This window comes from Pseudoalteromonas sp. TAP-3C (genome assembly GCF_059888565.1).
Genome location: NZ_JCBFEM010000002.1, coordinates 492,155 through 508,159, shown reverse-complemented (window position 1 = coordinate 508,159; position 16,005 = coordinate 492,155). Strand labels below are relative to the sequence as shown.

13 protein-coding genes are annotated in these 16,005 nt (G+C 40.9%); 11 read left to right on the top strand and 2 right to left on the bottom strand.

Translation table 11 applies throughout. The features are described 5' to 3' along the window. The first annotated feature begins 237 nt into the window (after nt 1-237). From AC6H44_RS18130 to AC6H44_RS18095, 8 genes are all read left to right on the top strand, one after another. On the top strand, nt 238-990 hold the full coding sequence (locus AC6H44_RS18130) for a DUF3450 domain-containing protein (RefSeq protein ID WP_500738632.1): 753 nt from the start codon (nt 238-240) through the stop codon (nt 988-990). 10 nt (nt 991-1,000) lie between these two features. After that, the gene (locus AC6H44_RS18125) at nt 1,001-2,368 is read left to right on the top strand and encodes a MotA/TolQ/ExbB proton channel family protein (RefSeq protein WP_500738631.1); all 1,368 of its coding nucleotides are present in this window, start codon (nt 1,001-1,003) and stop codon (nt 2,366-2,368) included. A 3-nt stretch (nt 2,369-2,371) separates the two neighbouring features. Continuing rightward, on the top strand, nt 2,372-2,899 hold the full coding sequence (locus AC6H44_RS18120; protein WP_500738630.1) for a MotA/TolQ/ExbB proton channel family protein: 528 nt from the start codon (nt 2,372-2,374) through the stop codon (nt 2,897-2,899). A gap of 52 nt (nt 2,900-2,951) precedes the next feature. Next, the gene (locus AC6H44_RS18115) at nt 2,952-3,362 is read left to right on the top strand and encodes an ExbD/TolR family protein (protein ID WP_500738628.1); all 411 of its coding nucleotides are present in this window, start codon (nt 2,952-2,954) and stop codon (nt 3,360-3,362) included. A gap of 5 nt (nt 3,363-3,367) precedes the next feature. Continuing rightward, nucleotides 3,368-3,973, top strand: coding sequence for an energy transducer TonB (locus AC6H44_RS18110; protein WP_500738626.1), 606 nt, complete (start codon nt 3,368-3,370; stop codon nt 3,971-3,973). A 32-nt stretch (nt 3,974-4,005) separates the two neighbouring features. Further along, nucleotides 4,006-5,334 carry a tetratricopeptide repeat protein gene (locus tag AC6H44_RS18105; RefSeq protein WP_500738625.1) on the top strand — a complete coding sequence of 443 codons (1,329 nt, stop codon included), beginning with the start codon at nt 4,006-4,008 and terminating at the stop codon, nt 5,332-5,334. A 326-nt stretch (nt 5,335-5,660) separates the two neighbouring features. Further along, entirely contained in the window at nt 5,661-7,280 is a 1,620-nt protein-coding gene (locus AC6H44_RS18100; RefSeq protein ID WP_500738624.1) for a beta-helix domain-containing protein, read from the top strand. A gap of 88 nt (nt 7,281-7,368) precedes the next feature. Continuing rightward, on the top strand, nt 7,369-10,050 hold the full coding sequence (locus AC6H44_RS18095; protein WP_500738622.1) for a TonB-dependent receptor plug domain-containing protein: 2,682 nt from the start codon (nt 7,369-7,371) through the stop codon (nt 10,048-10,050). A gap of 239 nt (nt 10,051-10,289) precedes the next feature. Here AC6H44_RS18095 and AC6H44_RS18090 read toward each other — a convergent pair whose 3' ends face one another. Further along, nucleotides 10,290-10,706, bottom strand: coding sequence for a hypothetical protein (locus AC6H44_RS18090; RefSeq protein WP_500738621.1), 417 nt, complete (start codon nt 10,704-10,706; stop codon nt 10,290-10,292). 267 nt (nt 10,707-10,973) lie between these two features. Between AC6H44_RS18090 and asd the strand changes: the two genes are divergently transcribed. Both asd and AC6H44_RS18080 read left to right on the top strand, forming a co-directional pair. Beyond that, nucleotides 10,974-12,113: an aspartate-semialdehyde dehydrogenase gene (asd, locus tag AC6H44_RS18085; RefSeq protein ID WP_500738619.1), complete on the top strand. Its 1,140-nt coding sequence runs from the start codon at nt 10,974-10,976 to the stop codon at nt 12,111-12,113. A 171-nt stretch (nt 12,114-12,284) separates the two neighbouring features. Beyond that, nucleotides 12,285-13,190, top strand: coding sequence for a GGDEF domain-containing protein (locus AC6H44_RS18080; RefSeq protein WP_500738617.1), 906 nt, complete (start codon nt 12,285-12,287; stop codon nt 13,188-13,190). Between the two features lie 9 nt (nt 13,191-13,199). On the opposite strand, the gene AC6H44_RS18075 is transcribed toward AC6H44_RS18080, so the two are convergent. Continuing rightward, a complete protein-coding gene (locus AC6H44_RS18075; RefSeq protein WP_500738615.1) occupies nt 13,200-13,868 on the bottom strand; it encodes a class I SAM-dependent methyltransferase in 669 nt (222 codons plus the stop codon). A gap of 168 nt (nt 13,869-14,036) precedes the next feature. Between AC6H44_RS18075 and AC6H44_RS18070 the strand changes: the two genes are divergently transcribed. Then, nucleotides 14,037-15,995, top strand: a complete 1,959-nt coding sequence (locus tag AC6H44_RS18070) for a methyl-accepting chemotaxis protein (RefSeq protein WP_500738614.1) — start codon at nt 14,037-14,039, stop codon at nt 15,993-15,995. Nucleotides 15,996-16,005: the final 10 nt, after the last annotated feature.

The following is a 16,005-nucleotide window of genomic DNA, read 5'->3' as shown; positions in this document are numbered from 1 at the left end:
ATTAAACCAACCCCACAACGACTTCCATTTAAGTGTAAATATAAAAAAGCACGCTAAATAGTCGAATTTATTACCATAGTCATAAAAGTGACTTTTTTACGCAACACGCTTGTCATTTTACACCTATACAATTTGCTTTATTGAGGTTAGTTGGCCTTTAACTGTTTTTATAAAGTAGTTAAAAGCGACTAAAAAAACACTAGCAAATCCGCTAATAAACGAGCAAAGGTGCATACGATGAAAGGCGTTAAACCATTAATTCTAGCTGGTATTGTAGCCGCAAGTGCAACAGTCCATGCCAATGATTTAAACACGGTAATTGATAAAAGCAGCGAAATAAATAAGTTAGCTGCGCAATCACAAACAAAAATAGACAAGATTGCAGATTCAATGCAGGGGCGTTTACAGCAATTTAAAACCTTGAACAAAGAAATAGATGGCTTATCCGTCTATAACGCTCAGCTTACTAAGCAGTTAAACAATCAAATAGAAGAAATGGAGTCGATTAATCTATCGATGGATCAAGTATCGATTATTGAACGTCAAATTACCCCATTAATGCTGCGCATGATCACCGGACTTGAGCAATTTGTTGCCTTAGACGTGCCGTTTTTAAAAGAAGAACGTTCAAAACGTCTCGCGTCTTTAAAGGATATGATGAACCGCGCTGATATTAATTCAAGCGAAAAATTCCGCCGTGTTTTAGAAGCTTACCAAGTTGAAGTTGATTACGGACGCACCATCGAAGCGTACACCGCTCTGTTAGATGTTGATGGAAAAGAGCGTGAAGTTGACTTTTTACGCATAGGTCGCTTAGAGCTGATTTACCTAACCCGCGATGGTAAACAAGCTGGTAGTTGGAATAGCGATAGTCAGTCGTTTGTTGCACTGCCTGACTCAACCATTAGCCAAATAAATAAAGGGCTGCGCATTGCTCGCAAACAACTTGCCCCTGATATGTTAACACTACCGATTCACGCTGCAGAATAAGAGGCTTACCATGAAATTATTAACTAAAATGTCAAAAATGGCAGTGTTTGCAGCCAGCTTAAGCTTTGTAGGCACTAGCTATGCAGCTGAACCAATAGACTTAGATGCACTTTTAAAAACCTTAGAGCAAGGTAAATCAGCGCAGTCAGCGCAAAATAAACAGCGCGAACAAGCATTTATTGCGCGTGAAAATGAACAAGTACAAACACTTAAGAACACCCAAGCCGAGCGTAATCAAATGCTTAGTGAGTCTGAGCGTTTAGAAACTCAATTTGAAGAAAATGAAATTAAACTAGCCAATTTAACCGATACGTTATCTAAACGTATGGGCTCACTAAAAGAGTTATTTGGTGTATTACAACAAGTGGCAGGGGACTCAAGTAATAAGTTTGCCACTTCGGTGGTATCGGCACAATTACCAGGGCGTAGCACCTTTATGGATGAGCTGGCGCAAAAAATGGGTTCAACGTCAAAACTAGCTTCGATTGAAGATATTGAAAAAGTGTGGTTTGAGCTTCAACGTGAAATGACCGAGCAAGGAAAAGTAAGTCGCTTTACAACCGACGTCATTGTTGATGGGGGCAATAAAGTACAAAAAGAAGTGGTACGTGTTGGCGCATTTAACTTAATAAGCGATGGTCAATATTTAGAGTACACACCGGCTACCAATACAATTAGTCAGCTGACTCGTCAACCAAGTAGCCGCTTTACAGCGACAGCAGCTGATTTGCAGCAAGCAAGCTCAGGCGTTGTGCCGTTTGCACTGGACCCAACAGGTGGCTCAATTTTAGGCCTATTGGTTCAAGCACCAGACACTAGCGAGCAAGTTCATCAAGGCGGTGCCGTAGGTTACGTTATTTTAGGCGTAGGTTTACTGGCGTTACTTATTGCTTTGGAACGTTTTGTATCACTGACACTCGTCAGTGGGAAAATTCGCCGTCAACTTAAAGATGATACAGCCCGTGATGACAACCCGTTAGGGCGTGTAATGAAAGTAAAAGATCAATACCCAAATGTAGCTTACGACACGCTTGAACTTAAATTAAGTGAAGCAATTTTACGTGAAATGCCCAAAATCACCCGCAACTTAACGCTCATTAAAATTATTTCAGTGGTTGCGCCGCTACTCGGTTTACTTGGCACGGTGACTGGGATGATCAACACATTCCAAGCAATTACCTTATTTGGTACTGGCGACCCTAAACTAATGGCAGGGGGCATTTCGCAAGCGCTTGTCACTACCGTTTTAGGGCTCGTGGTTGCTATCCCAACGGTATTTATTTACACCATACTCAATACCCGCTCAAAAGGTTTACTGCTTATTTTACAAGAACAAAGCGCAGGTATTATTGCCGAGCGAAGCGAGAAAGGAGCGTAAACCATGGTGCTATTGATTGATTCAATCAATGCTATCCGTGATTTTCTCGACACCGGTGGCCAAGTCCTCTTGGTCATTGGGGTGTTAATTTTCGCGATGTGGTTATTGATACTCGAGCGATTTATGTACTTTTTTAATGGATATCGTATTTATAAACGCACTGTAAAAGCACATTGGGCAAATCGTAGTGAACGTAATAGTTGGCATGCCGAGCAAATTCGCCAAGCGCAAGTTTCACGTGCCAGCATGCGTTTAAATGCTAACTTACCGCTTATTAATGTGATGGTTGCGCTTTGTCCATTACTTGGTTTACTCGGTACGGTTACAGGTATGATTGAAGTATTTGATGTTATGGCGATCACCGGTACTGGTAGTGCCCGCTCTATGGCATCGGGCGTGTCAAAAGCAACTATACCCACAATGGCGGGCATGGTGGGTGCGTTATCTGGGGTGTTTGCCTCAACGTATTTACAACGTAAAGCCAAGCGTGAAGTTGAATTACTGCAAGATAGCATGGTGTTAGACCACTAAATAATTATTTTAAAGCGGTGTAAACGAGCACCGCTGTTTTAGGAGAGATAAAATGAGAGCCCCATTAGGTAATTTATTCCAAGAAGACGAAGCAGAAGAAATAAACATGACTCCTATGTTAGATGTTGTGTTTATCATGTTGATTTTCTTCATTGTTACCGCCTCATTTGTAAAAGAAGCAGGTATTGATGTTAATCGCCCAGAGGCAGCAACCGCTGTTAAAAAAGAACGCGCTAATATCTTGGTTGCCATCTCAGATAAAGGTGAAATTTGGATCAATAAACGACAAATTGATGTGCGTGCTGTGCAAGCCAATATTGAACGCTTAAAAGCTGAAAATCCACAAGGCAGTGTGGTGATCCAAGCTGATAAAAAATCCACCACAGAAACCTTGATTAAAGTTATGGATGCATCACGCGCAGCAGGTGTATTTGATGTGTCAATCGCGGCTCAAGAAGGATAACCGTGATGCGTTATGTACTAGCGTTAATTATAGCCGCAATAGTGACCTTTATGCTTTTTTTGGGCATGCAGGCACTGATTACCGGCGGTGAAGGGGTAATGAGCGAACCGGCCAAAGGCAGTGTACTTGATTTTGTGCGTTTGAAAAAAGAAGAAACAGTGCAAAAAAAAGAACGTAAACCACAAAAGCCGCCCACACCTAAAGAGCCGCCACCGCCAATGGAATCGCCACAAATGCAAAAAAGCGATAACAACGCAGCAAGCAACAACTTTGATTTTGCTGCCAATGTCGAGGCTGATGTGAACCTAGCAGGGGGGTTAGCACTTGAAACCAGTGATGGGGAGTATTTGCCAATAGTAAAAGTGGCCCCTGTTTACCCACGCAGAGCGTTATCTCGAGGTATTGAAGGGTATGTGATTGTGGAATTTACAGTCACAAAACAAGGCACAGTAAAGGACCCACAAGTGATTATGGCTGAGCCAGAATCATTGTTTGATAGAGCAGCTATGGATGCGGCGCTCAAATTTAAATATAAACCGCGTGTTGTTAATGGCGAAGCTGTTGAAGTGGCGGGTGTGCAAAATAAAATTTCTTTCCAAATTAATGGTTAGAATTTGTTGATTGGACAAAGAGTGAGGCAATTATGAAATTAAAATTAACAACCAAGCTAGTCAGGCTTAGTATGCTGTGCAGTGTTGCAATTAGTGTCAGTATTGTTACAACGAGTGCATTGAGTGTTTTACCGGGTGTAAAAATTGCAACAGCGCATGCTGCTGATGAGCAAAAAACAACCCGAGTGCCCGCACTTCGCGAAAAGGTCTACAGTCAACTTGCTCGCGCGCAAAAGCTTGCTGATGACGGTGATGTTCAAGGTGGCCTTGCGGCGCTTGATAGCATCAAGGCACGTTCATCGAGTATGAACTCATACGAAATTGCAATGATGCATAACTTTTATGGGTTTATTTATTACAACGAAAATGACCTTGTAAAAGCGATTGCTTCATTTGAAAAAGTAATTGCCGAAGATGGCATTCCAGAGACCTTGCGTTTAAGCACTGCTTTTAGCTTGGCACAACTGGCGATGGCTAACAGTGATTATAAAAAGGTGATTGCATTTTTAGACAAGTGGGACAACATTAATACTAAACCGAAAACTGACGCTTATTATTTATTAAGAGCGCAAACGTATTATCAGCTGAAAGATTATCAACAAGGGCTTAACTACATCACCCAAGTTATTAATTTAAGTGATAGTGAAGGCAAAACCCCAAAAGAAAATTGGTTAGTACTGCAACGTGCTATGCACTACTCACTCAATCAAACCGATAAAGTGGTTGCAGTACTTGAGCGCATGGTAAAACTGTACAATAAACCTGAGTATTGGGTGCAATTAGCGGGCATGTACGGCGAGACTGGGCAAGAAAAACAGCAGTTGAGTGTTTTAGAGGCTGCTTATCAACAAGGTTTTTTAACCTCTAAATCAGATTTACGCCAACTTGCCCAAGTGTACTTATACAATGGTTTAGCCTTTAAAGCGGCCGATGTGATGAGTAAAGCGATTGATACTGGCGTTGCTGAAAAATCAGCGAAGAATTACGCATTTATCGCCGAAGCCATGATCCAAGCAAAAGAAGATGAAAAATCAGTTAGTTATTTTGCAAAGGCAGCTGAGCTTTCAAGCCATGGTAAGTACGAACAACGTTTGGCAGAAGTGTATGTCAACCTTGAAAAATACGAAGATGCAGCTGACGCTGCACGTAAAGCACTTGATAAAGGCTCGCTTGATTTTGAATCTAATGCCTATGTTGCCCTAGGAATGGCGCAATTTAATTTACAAAAGTTTGATGCCTCTATCTCAGCATTCGAACAAGCACAAACACATAAAAAATCGCAGCGCTTAGCCCAGCAGTGGATTAAATATGTTAAGCGTGAAAAAGTGTATGCGCAAACATTAAAAACGGCGCTTCTTTAATTTCTTGTGTGAAAATTAAGCTTTAATTAACGCACAATAAAACCAGTTCATAATTGCACTAAGCAAACCACACTAACATCAGTTGGTGTGGTTTTTTTTTGCTTTTTATTAGACAACTTGCTGATTTCTTTTTAATTGATATTGTCATGTTATGTTTATTAAAGTGTAACTAGATTGTCATAACACTCCCGTATTGTATTTCGTATTCGATAACTCAAGTGACCTTAATGCATGAGTACCTGATGCATGAGAATCGTGCTTTAACGTGACTTAAGTTTTTACTTAATTGGCTAATAAAAAAACTATCTACCTTAACGGAGTGAACAATGAAATTATCTGGCTTATTCAAAGTTAGTCTTGTAGCAACAGCAATGACACTTGCAGGTTGTGGTGGTGATATCGAAATTACCCCTACAGTTAACGATAACAGTACCAGCACCGATAACAGTGTTAATAATTCAAACAATAGCAGCGGTGGTAACACTGGCTCTGACGTTGAGTGTACAAGTTATGAAACAGATGCAGGCACCATTGAAGGCACTTATGATGGCTTAGATTGCTTATATAGTGATTCATTTGCGAGCAAGAATATCCAAATAACTGCCAATTTAACGTTTAATGAATTGCCTAATGGCGGTGTTCACGTTTTTGATGAAGCGTTGCTGATAGGTGTTGACGGTAATACTGCAGAAGGGTTTGTTATCCCTGAAAATGGCCCAACAATCACAGTAAAGCCAGGCGCGACAATGGCTTTTAAATCAGGTGAAGCGATTTTACGTATTGCCCGTGGTGCGAAAATTCAAGCGATAGGCACAGCTGAAAAACCAGTAGTTTTTACCTCTGCTAAAGCGTTTCCACGCTTAGATGCTGAAGGTAAAGGACCGCTTTATGCTGACTGGGGTGGTATTTTAATTAATGGTAAAGGCATTACTAACGGTTGTACCGATGCAGAGCGAGCAGCAGCAACCTGTAACCGACCAACAGAAGGGATTGTCAGTTATTATGGTGGGAATGATAACAGCGACTCTAGTGGCGATATGAAATATGCCAAAATTTGGTATGCAGGTTCTGGTCCTAAAGTGGGTGGCCCTGGTGATGACTTAAACTCACTAGCACTGGGTGCAGTTGGTTCAGGTTCATCGTTTGAATATATTCATATTCATCAAGGGTTTGATGATGGTATCGAAATCTTTGGTGGCGCAACTAACATCAAGCATATTGTTGCTACTGATGTACAAGATGATTCGTTTGACTTTGATTCAGGTTGGCAAGGTAACGCGCAGTTTTTATATATTAGCCATGGCACAGTAACAACTCGTGACGGCGATACTGTATTTATGGGTAATGCTGGTTTTGAGTCTGATGGTATTAAAGGCGAAGCAACCGAGCAAGCGCCAACATCAAACCCAACCATTGCGAATGTGACGGTAATTACCACCGATGGTAAATCCGCCCGAGACGATGCACCATCTACTGCATTTAAATTCGATGACTCGTATACGGCTAACTTATACAACGTATTAATGACTAAAAATGTAGCCACGCAAACAAGCTGTATTAGTTTTACCAGTGACGGTGAAAAACAAGCCGATAAAATCGTATTTAATAGCTCTGTGATGACCTGTGCGTCTGAGTTTGCCGATGCTGATGGCACGTTTAACAGTGGCAGCGAACCTGGGGCTTTAACGGCAACAACCTTAACAGCATGGTTTGATAAAGACGGTGCTAATCAACGCATTGGTGAAGGCGCCGATGTACTGGCTGATAACGGCTTTGCATCAAATACCTCATCTACTGATATTACCATTACAGCAAATGATTTAAGCAGTTTAGATGCCAGCTTCTTTGATGCTGCCCCGTATATTGGTGCGGTTTCTGATCAAGATACAAGTTCAGCGTGGTACAAGTGGGTAGAAGCGGCTGTGACAGCAGCGTCTCAAGACTAGGTCACCGAATACTGTATCTAATATTCTGGGCGCCATTTGCAATTGCATTTTAGGCGCCCGTTTTTTAACTGATTAGGGATCTGTAAAGATGTTAAATCAACATAGACTGCATAAGTTATCGTTGGCAATAGGTGTTGGTCTTATAGCCAGTTCAGTTAACCTGAACGCAGCTGAATTAGAGCAAAGTGAAATAGAAGAAGTGGTGGCCGTAGGTACTCGCTTGCAAGGCAGTGCGGCGGCGGTAGTCGAAGAGCGTAAAAACCAAGCCTTTGTGGCCGATATATTAGGTGCCGAGCAGCTTTCTCGCACTGGTGACAGTGATGCCGCTTCTGCGCTGCGTCGTGTTACTGGACTAACCTTAGTTGATGGCAAGTTTATTTATGTACGCGGCCTAGGTGAGCGCTATTCAAGTGCACGCTTAAACGGAGCTAATATCCCCAGTCCTGACTTAACGCGCAATGTCATACCGTTAGATATCTTCCCAGCGAGTATTATTGAAAGTATGGCGGTGCAAAAATCTTACTCGCCGGATATGCCAGCGGCATTTGGTGGGGGTAATATTGATATTCGTACTAAATCGGTGCCGGCTGATTTTACCGCGGGTTTTGCTGTTGGACTTGCTAAGGATACCTCAGCGGATAAAGGGTTTACTTATAACAGTTACGATAGTGATATACCGCAAATTCTTAACGATGCGATTGTACAATATCGTGGTAATTTTAGCGTTAGTAATCTCATTAGTAGGGATAACTTGGTTGATACTGAATCAGCCACACGTTCAGAGCAAGCCATTGCCATTAATAACCAATTATTGAAATCGTTACCCCGTGACTACGCCATTAAAAATGAATCACTGGATCCAAATTGGGATATCAAAGGGCATGTGGGTAATAGTTTTGATGAGCCCTGGCTTGGCGGTAAAATTGGCTTTTTACTGTCTGGGGAATACGATAAAGAATGGGATGCATCAAAAAGACGCTCTGGTGTCATTGCTCAGCAAGCGGTTGAGAACTGCTCATCAACCTTAGATACGCCAGAAGATGTTAGTGCATCGTGTTTTAACACGGTAAAAGATTCGGTTGTGACCACAGAAAATCAGCGTTATAACGGTACTTTTAATTTAGGTTATCAGCTTGATACTCATAGTTTGTCGTTTATGAGTTTATACTTACGCGACAACGAAGACGAAACCGAAGTGGCCACCTCACAAAGCCCGGCAGGCAGCACCATATTTACTATCGCGAATAACCAAATTGCCGATCGTACCCATGAATTTAGACTTGAAGAACGTACTTTGACGGTTAACCAACTGCTTGGTCAGCATACGTTTTTAGATTATTGGGGGATTGGTGCTGACTGGCAATATACACGTTCGAAAGCGAAAACCAACATTCCTGGTAGTGCAGAGTTTGAGTTCCGTGATAACTACGATGAAAATGGCAATTATGTTAATTCACAAATTACCGGTGATGACAACCGCGCGGTGTTTTCATTTATTGACATGGAAGACAGGGTAAACTCTTATGGCGGTAATTTAACCCTGCCGTTGAATTTTTCACTCGCCGAAGTCGAACTAAAAGCGGGCTTTGATGTGTCTGATCGTGCACGTATTTATACGACCTCTAGTTTTGCCGTTAATAACGGCACGGGGTTAGCCTTAACAGTCAGTGAAAACCCATTACAAGCAAGCAGTTACCTTAGTGATGCGTTTATTGACGGGCAGCGTATTTTAGTCGACTTTAATGAACCTTCAGCACCCAGTGCTGATGACTATTTAGCAGGGCAAAAAATTGAGGCGGGTTATGGCTCATTTGATATTATTTACGACAATTTTATTCGTGTCAGTGGTGGGGTACGTTATGAAGAGTTTAAGCAAACTTCAATTGGTACCTCAAGCTTAATTTTTACGGCTAATGATCTCAATAACTTCTACTCAGCTGATAAAATAACGGCGGGTAGTATTATTGAAGATGATTTTTTCACGGCGCTATCACTGACTTATTTAGGCGGTGAAAATTACCAAGTACGATTAGGCTATGGCGAAACGGTTGTTCGCCCCGATTTACGTGAAGTGGTACCCGTGGCGTATTTTGATCCATTGACCGATATTCGTACCTTTGGTCGCAGTGGCCTTAAAAGTAGCCCGATTAAAAACTATGATTTACGCTATGAGTACTATGGTGACACTGGCGATTCGTTCTCAGTGGCGGCGTTTTACAAAGACATAGATAAACCGATAGAGACAGTATTGCAAGTGGGTGATAATTCTTATTCAGCTTCATTTGTTAACGGTGAAACAGCAGAAGTGTATGGTGTTGAATTTGAATGGTTAAAAGACTTAACCATGTTAACTGAGGGGTTATTTACCAGTGGTAACATCACTGTTAGTGACTCAGAAGCAAGTATTGATCCTGCACTTGCGGGTAACTTGACTAATCCAACGAAGCGAATGACCGGACACTCAGAGTACGTTGTTAATTTACAGCTAAACTACGATTCAATGGATGGTCAGCACAGTAGTTCATTAGTGTATAATGTGTTCGGCGAACGCATACTTGCGGCTGGTGTTGGTGGCCCTGATGACGCTTATGAACAACCCTTTCACTCATTGGATTTGATTTACACTTGGTATCCAGATTTTAACTCTAACGTTAAATTTAAAGTACAAAATTTATTAAATGAAGATAAAGAAGTGACTCAGTCAGATATTATCGTTAATTCACGCGAAGAAGGTATGAAATTTAGCTTATCGTATAGCTATGAATTCTAAAAGTTAGCCTAGGAAGGCGAATATAAAAACTTAACTATGATCAGCCCTACCGTTGCGTAGGGCTTTTTTTGTTGTTGGAAACCATTACACATATTTACTTTCAGCTAGTAAATGGCAGTCTTGCTTTGAAAGCAGGTTAAGACATTGTAGAAAGGAAGATATAAGGAGGCAATATTTTAAGTTACAGATAAAACTGAACTTTATAAGAACCCAGAAAGTTCTGGGTTCTTTTGCGGCTTCTAGTTACCGCACTTAATGCTAGCGTATAATGGGTAACATTGATTTTTACTACCAGTGCTTTTCATTCCCCATGTTTGGTTATACCAATCAAAGTCTTCATAGGCGCTTTCATCTTCTCCGCAGGTAATTGTGCTTCCAGAGATTTCTTGGTTGTGACCACGCTCATCACAAAATTGATTTCCATTTGTAGAGCCAACAAAAAATAGCTCTAAGCGTCCATTTATCCACACCTTTGGACTGTAATAGGTTGTTGCAGTATTGATTAATACGCCTTGTTGTTCTTCCATATTTATTTCTGCGCGCTCAAAAGATACTTTTTCATTTTCTTTTAGCGTCATTGTGCTCGCTGAAAGTGTTGTATCTGCAAATACATTAAGTGATGCTAAAGCAAGTAGAGCGAAAGTAAGTGTCTTCATTATCTTTTCCTTAGTTGAATGTAGAATTACACAAAACATCTTTATCTAATGTGCTTACTAAGCTTGGTAAATATAGGTTTCAACAAGGTTAAGCTTTTATTAAAGTTTAAAATAAGCGCTGTATGTTATTGCACAGTTTTACATTATGAAAAATATTTAAGTTACAGTTTATTGACTAGTTTTAGCCTGCTGCTGGTGTTAGTTTAGAACGGTAAAAATTAAATCTCACGCAATGAATTTTAATTTTTAACGTATTAGGTATTTCTTATGACTCAAACAGTGGAAAAAACAATGAAAAAAGTAGGATTGGTCGGGTGGCGGGGCATGGTTGGCTCTGTATTATTAGAACGTATGCAACAAGAAAATGATTTTGCCAACATTGACACTACTTTTTTTACCACCTCACAAACTGGCCAACTTGGCCCTGATTTAGCGGGGCCTGCAAAACCCTTACTTGATGCAATGAATGTTGAATCACTGGCAAAAATGGACATCATAATTACTTGCCAAGGCGGTGATTATACCAAAGCGGTATATCCGCAATTACGTGAAGCGGGTTGGAGCGGGTTTTGGATTGATGCCGCATCAGCACTGCGTATGAGCGACGACAGTATTATTGTACTTGATCCGGTCAATAAAGATGTCATTGAGCAAGGTTTAGCGCAAAGTGTTAAAACCTATGTGGGGGGTAACTGCACAGTATCCTTGATGTTACTCGCTTTAGGCGGATTATTTGAGCAAGACTTGATTGAGTGGGTAAGCCCTATGACCTATCAAGCGGCATCGGGTGCCGGTGCCCGTAATATGAAAGAGCTGATCGCACAAATGGGCGCTATTCATGCAAGTGTGGCTGATAAATTAGCCGACCCACACGCTGCTATTTTAGAAATTGATAAACTAGTCACACAGCAAATTGCCTCAAGCGATTTACCACAAGATCAATTTGGTGTGCCGTTAGCGGGTAGCTTAATCCCATGGATTGATGTGCCTATGCCAAGCGGGCAATCAAAAGAAGAGTGGAAAGCACAAGTTGAAGCAAATAAAATTTTAGGTTCATCTAAGCAACCTGTACCAATTGACGGTTTGTGTGTACGCATTGGCGCAATGCGTTGTCACAGTCAAGCAATGACCATTAAATTACGTGAAGATATTAGCGTTGAAAAAATAGAGCAGATTTTAGCGTCGCACAATCAGTGGGTTAAAGTTATTCCTAATGAGCGGGATATCACTGCCACCGATTTAACCCCGGTTAAAGTCACCGGTACGCTAAGTATTCCTATTGGCCGTATTCGCAAATTAGCCATGGGCCCTGAATATATCAGTGCTTTTACCGTGGGCGATCAACTCTTATGGGGAGCTGCTGAGCCACTGCGAAGAATGCTGCGGATTATTGTTAATAGCGATTAATCAATATTTGCATTCGAATAGTTTTTTGCAGTCGTAAAATAGACTATTGTTACCTTATTATTGAGCAGTAGCGTATTGCACCATTTTACTGATAAAGTGGTGCAATAACTACAAATTCATTGTGACGGCCAATGTTGTCATTTTAAGCCATACTCAGATTAGGTTATTATCATGTCATCTACGCCTTTGTTTCGTGAAGAAGAAGCCGATATACTGCTATTTGTACATTCCGTATTTCGTAAAGCCATCGCTAAACATCATGCCAACCGACTTGAATTGTTTTTTCAATTACAGATAATGCGCGGCAAAATAAAACCATCTAGTATTGAACAGCTCGTAGAGGGCATGGATATACTCAGCACGTTAGAAAGGGCAGCGCCGAGCGCTGTTTTATCGCATCCATTAGTGGTGCAAATACGCAACCAGCAAACTAAGCTACTAAATAAAGTGACCAATATAGGCATTAATCAACATCAACAAGATGCTGATGAAAATCTTTTGCGAGATCTTATTGATACCATGAAACGGTTTGATTTTATTGTTAATCGTTTTGATACAGGATTAACCGCTTCGCTGACTGATATTGACGAATTAACCGGGCTATTAAATCGAACAGCACTAGAACGTGATTTTAAAAAAGAACAAGCACATGCCAAACGTACCAATAAAACCTTATGCATTGCTTTAATAGACGCTGATCATTTTAAACAAGTTAATGATAATTATGGCCATGGTTTTGGCGACTATGTACTTGAAGAATTAGCCGATCGCTTTGAAGACAGCACTCGTCCACGTGATCAAGTGTATCGTTACGGTGGCGAAGAATTTTTGATTTTATTACCAGATACTAACGCAGAGCAAGCAAATAAGGTGATGACGCGTTTGCGAAAAAACATCGCCAGTCAGGAGTTCTGTGATGGCACTGTGAGTATCACACAAACAGTGTCAGTGGGTTTAGCTGTTATTGACTCTGACGAAGACCCCGATGCAGCGATTGAGCGGGCGGATGATGCCCTATATCACGCTAAAGAAACGGGCAGAAATAAAGTGGTTTTTTGGCAGCAGGACTTAGATTAAATGGATGAATTAGTCGCTAATTGGTTTTTGCAATAAAACAACATTTTTACGCGGTATTTCGCAGTACCAACCAAGTTGCGCTGCCAGATAGATAAATGTTTGCTGTTTATAAAATACCACATGGGTTGGGTCGTGTCGGTAATGCCAATGTTCAAATGCGTCATCATCGGTTTGAAATTGAGTCATAATACCCAGCCAGCCACCTGGTTTTAGCAATGTATTTAGTTTGGTAATTTCATCCGCTGGTTGATGAAAATGTTCAGCGACTTCAGTGCAGGTTATAAAGTCGTACTGCTTGTTTAACACATCGTCTTGTTGATAAAAAAAGGGATCGTACACTGCCATATTATGGCCCGCTTCTGTGAACATAGTGGCTAACGCTGGGCCTGGCCCACAGCCATAATCAAGGCCATTTTGTTCAGCGGGCAATTTAGCTATCAACGGTGTGGCAATGTTTGCTAAAAAGCGCCGATAACCTGCATCGTATATGTCGTTTTGGTGAAGTGTGTATTGCTCAAGTTCTTCTGTTGCGATAGGCAATTGTGCATTGTCAATAAATGTTGCATAGCAACAATCACAGCGCCAGTATTGTTTGTTCTCGAGGTATTTAAAACGCCGCGTTATTTCATTTTTACAAACAGGACAGTTATGTGTTTTTTTGTGCTCAGTAATACTCATTGTTTATTTCAACATGATTTATTGACATTTTTGGATTTTACCTAAAAAGCTTACATGTTAATAGGGCTTATTAATTTTTCAAGTTAAACGGTTACTTAGTTTTTTCTAATTGCTTGCGTAATATTTTATCTCGCCCTATATTTAAAAATATTAACTCAGGCTAATAAAATGAATATATCAAAAAAATTAAAGCTTTCTTTTGCATCAGCAATTGCACTTCCACTATTATTCATTGCTGCTTTGGTAATAACTCAAACACGCAATCAGGCATTAGATAATTTTGCTCAATTAAGTGAACGAGAAGCCCGCCAAGTTGATAATGCGATTACGATGTTTTTTGCAGAAATTGCCAAAAATGTAGACTATTTAGCCTCCCATGAAACAATTAAAAATGCCCGTAAAAACATAAAAACACATATGGATACCAGCACTAAGATAATGCTTGATCACCCCAATCAAAGCCCCACAGAGCAAGCCGCCTATAGCTTATTTAATCACTTTGGTGATACTCATCCAGGGCTTGCTTATATTTACATGGGGAACGAGCAAGGTGGCTATGTTCAATGGCCCATGGGCAATGTGAACGCTAATTACGACCCGCGTCAGCGTCCATGGTATATGACTGCAAAAGCGGTCAATGGTAAAACCACTCGCACTAACGCCTATTACTGGGCTGAAGATGATTTAGTGATTGTATCCACCGTTAAAGCCATTATTGATAATGGAGAATTAATTGGTGCCCAAGGGATGGATGTATCATTGGGTGGCTTGACTGATATTATCGCCGATATTAAATTAGGCAAAACTGGTTATTTAATGTTGGTTGAAGACAGTGGTAATGTACTTGTTGATGCAAAACATCCAGATAATCGATTTAAAAATTTGGCAGATGTTGAGGGCGGCAAATATAGTAACCTAGCTAAAAATACCCAAGGACTGTTTGAAATACAGATTGATGGTAAGCAATATATGGCCAATATTTACACGTCCTCTAGCTTAGAATGGAAGTTCATTGGGTTAGTAGAAAAAGCCGAAGTTATGAGCGCCGCCAATGCAATGGCATACACCATTTTGATTATTAGCGCGGTGCTTATTGGGGTGTTTGTTGCCATAGCGAGTTATATTTCTAAACTGATATCCGCTCCTATTGTTGAAGTGAGCGACGGCTTAACTGAAATATCACAAGGAGGAGGGGATTTAACCCAGCGTTTAGCAATCAAAACTAAAGATGAAACGGCTAAACTGGCTACCAGCTTTAATTTATTTTTAGACTTGATTAGCGAGCTTGTTAAGCAAATTAATGACTGTGCACAAAATGTCAGTAAAACGTCTTCACAAACTTCATCGCAAGCAGCGCAATTAACAAGCTCTACCAGTCAACAACAGCAAGCTTTAGAAATGGCGGCAACGGCGATTAATGAAATGGCTGCCACCGCGAACGAAGTGTCTAGCAGTTGTGCAAATGCAGCGGATTTGGCTGCTCAAACACAACAAGCATCTGACTTGGGGCAATCTGTTATTACTGATACTGTAGAGAGTGTGGTTAAGTTATGTGATGTTATAAATAATGCCTCAACTGATATCGCTCAGCTAGATGCTGAAAGTGAAAATATTATGTCGATTTTAAGTGTTATACGCGGCATTTCTGAACAAACTAATTTACTGGCTTTAAATGCAGCAATTGAAGCGGCGCGTGCTGGCGAGCATGGACGAGGTTTTGCGGTGGTCGCTGATGAAGTTCGCGGTTTATCACAGCGTACTGCTGAGTCCACCGAAGAGGTTGCGTCGCAGCTTGATAAATTACGCATTATGTCATCAAAGGTCTCCCAAGATATGAAGCGTAGTATAGAAACCACAAATGAAACAGTTGAGCTTGCGCATTCGGCGCAGCAACAATTTAGTGAAATTACCGCGTCTATCGTTAATATTAGCGATTTAAATACGCAAATAGCCACTGCAGCTGAAGAGCAACAGCACGTAGCCGAAGATATAAATCGTAATGTAACCGAGATTAAAAATGTAGCTGATGAGGTGAGTATTATTGCTGTTACTACCAGTGAAAACGGCCATGAAATGAACCGTCTTTCATCGATATTAACTGATTTAGTGGGTAAATTTAAAGTGTAAACAACAGGGC

Bases quoted from the DNA above. Each gene is read 5' to 3' on its own strand.
- AC6H44_RS18130 (WP_500738632.1), top strand. From the start codon at position 238: ATGAAAGGCGTTAAACCATTAATTCTAGCTGGTATTGTAGCCGCAAGT.
- AC6H44_RS18125 (WP_500738631.1), top strand. From the start codon at position 1,001: ATGAAATTATTAACTAAAATGTCAAAAATGGCAGTGTTTGCAGCCAGC.
- AC6H44_RS18120 (WP_500738630.1), top strand. From the start codon at position 2,372: ATGGTGCTATTGATTGATTCAATCAATGCTATCCGTGATTTTCTCGAC.
- AC6H44_RS18115 (WP_500738628.1), top strand. From the start codon at position 2,952: ATGAGAGCCCCATTAGGTAATTTATTCCAAGAAGACGAAGCAGAAGAA.
- AC6H44_RS18110 (WP_500738626.1), top strand. From the start codon at position 3,368: ATGCGTTATGTACTAGCGTTAATTATAGCCGCAATAGTGACCTTTATG.
- AC6H44_RS18105 (WP_500738625.1), top strand. From the start codon at position 4,006: ATGAAATTAAAATTAACAACCAAGCTAGTCAGGCTTAGTATGCTGTGC.
- AC6H44_RS18100 (WP_500738624.1), top strand. From the start codon at position 5,661: ATGAAATTATCTGGCTTATTCAAAGTTAGTCTTGTAGCAACAGCAATG.
- AC6H44_RS18095 (WP_500738622.1), top strand. From the start codon at position 7,369: ATGTTAAATCAACATAGACTGCATAAGTTATCGTTGGCAATAGGTGTT.
- AC6H44_RS18090 (WP_500738621.1), bottom strand. From the start codon at position 10,706: ATGAAGACACTTACTTTCGCTCTACTTGCTTTAGCATCACTTAATGTA.
- asd (WP_500738619.1), top strand. From the start codon at position 10,974: ATGACTCAAACAGTGGAAAAAACAATGAAAAAAGTAGGATTGGTCGGG.
- AC6H44_RS18080 (WP_500738617.1), top strand. From the start codon at position 12,285: ATGTCATCTACGCCTTTGTTTCGTGAAGAAGAAGCCGATATACTGCTA.
- AC6H44_RS18075 (WP_500738615.1), bottom strand. From the start codon at position 13,868: ATGAGTATTACTGAGCACAAAAAAACACATAACTGTCCTGTTTGTAAA.
- AC6H44_RS18070 (WP_500738614.1), top strand. From the start codon at position 14,037: ATGAATATATCAAAAAAATTAAAGCTTTCTTTTGCATCAGCAATTGCA.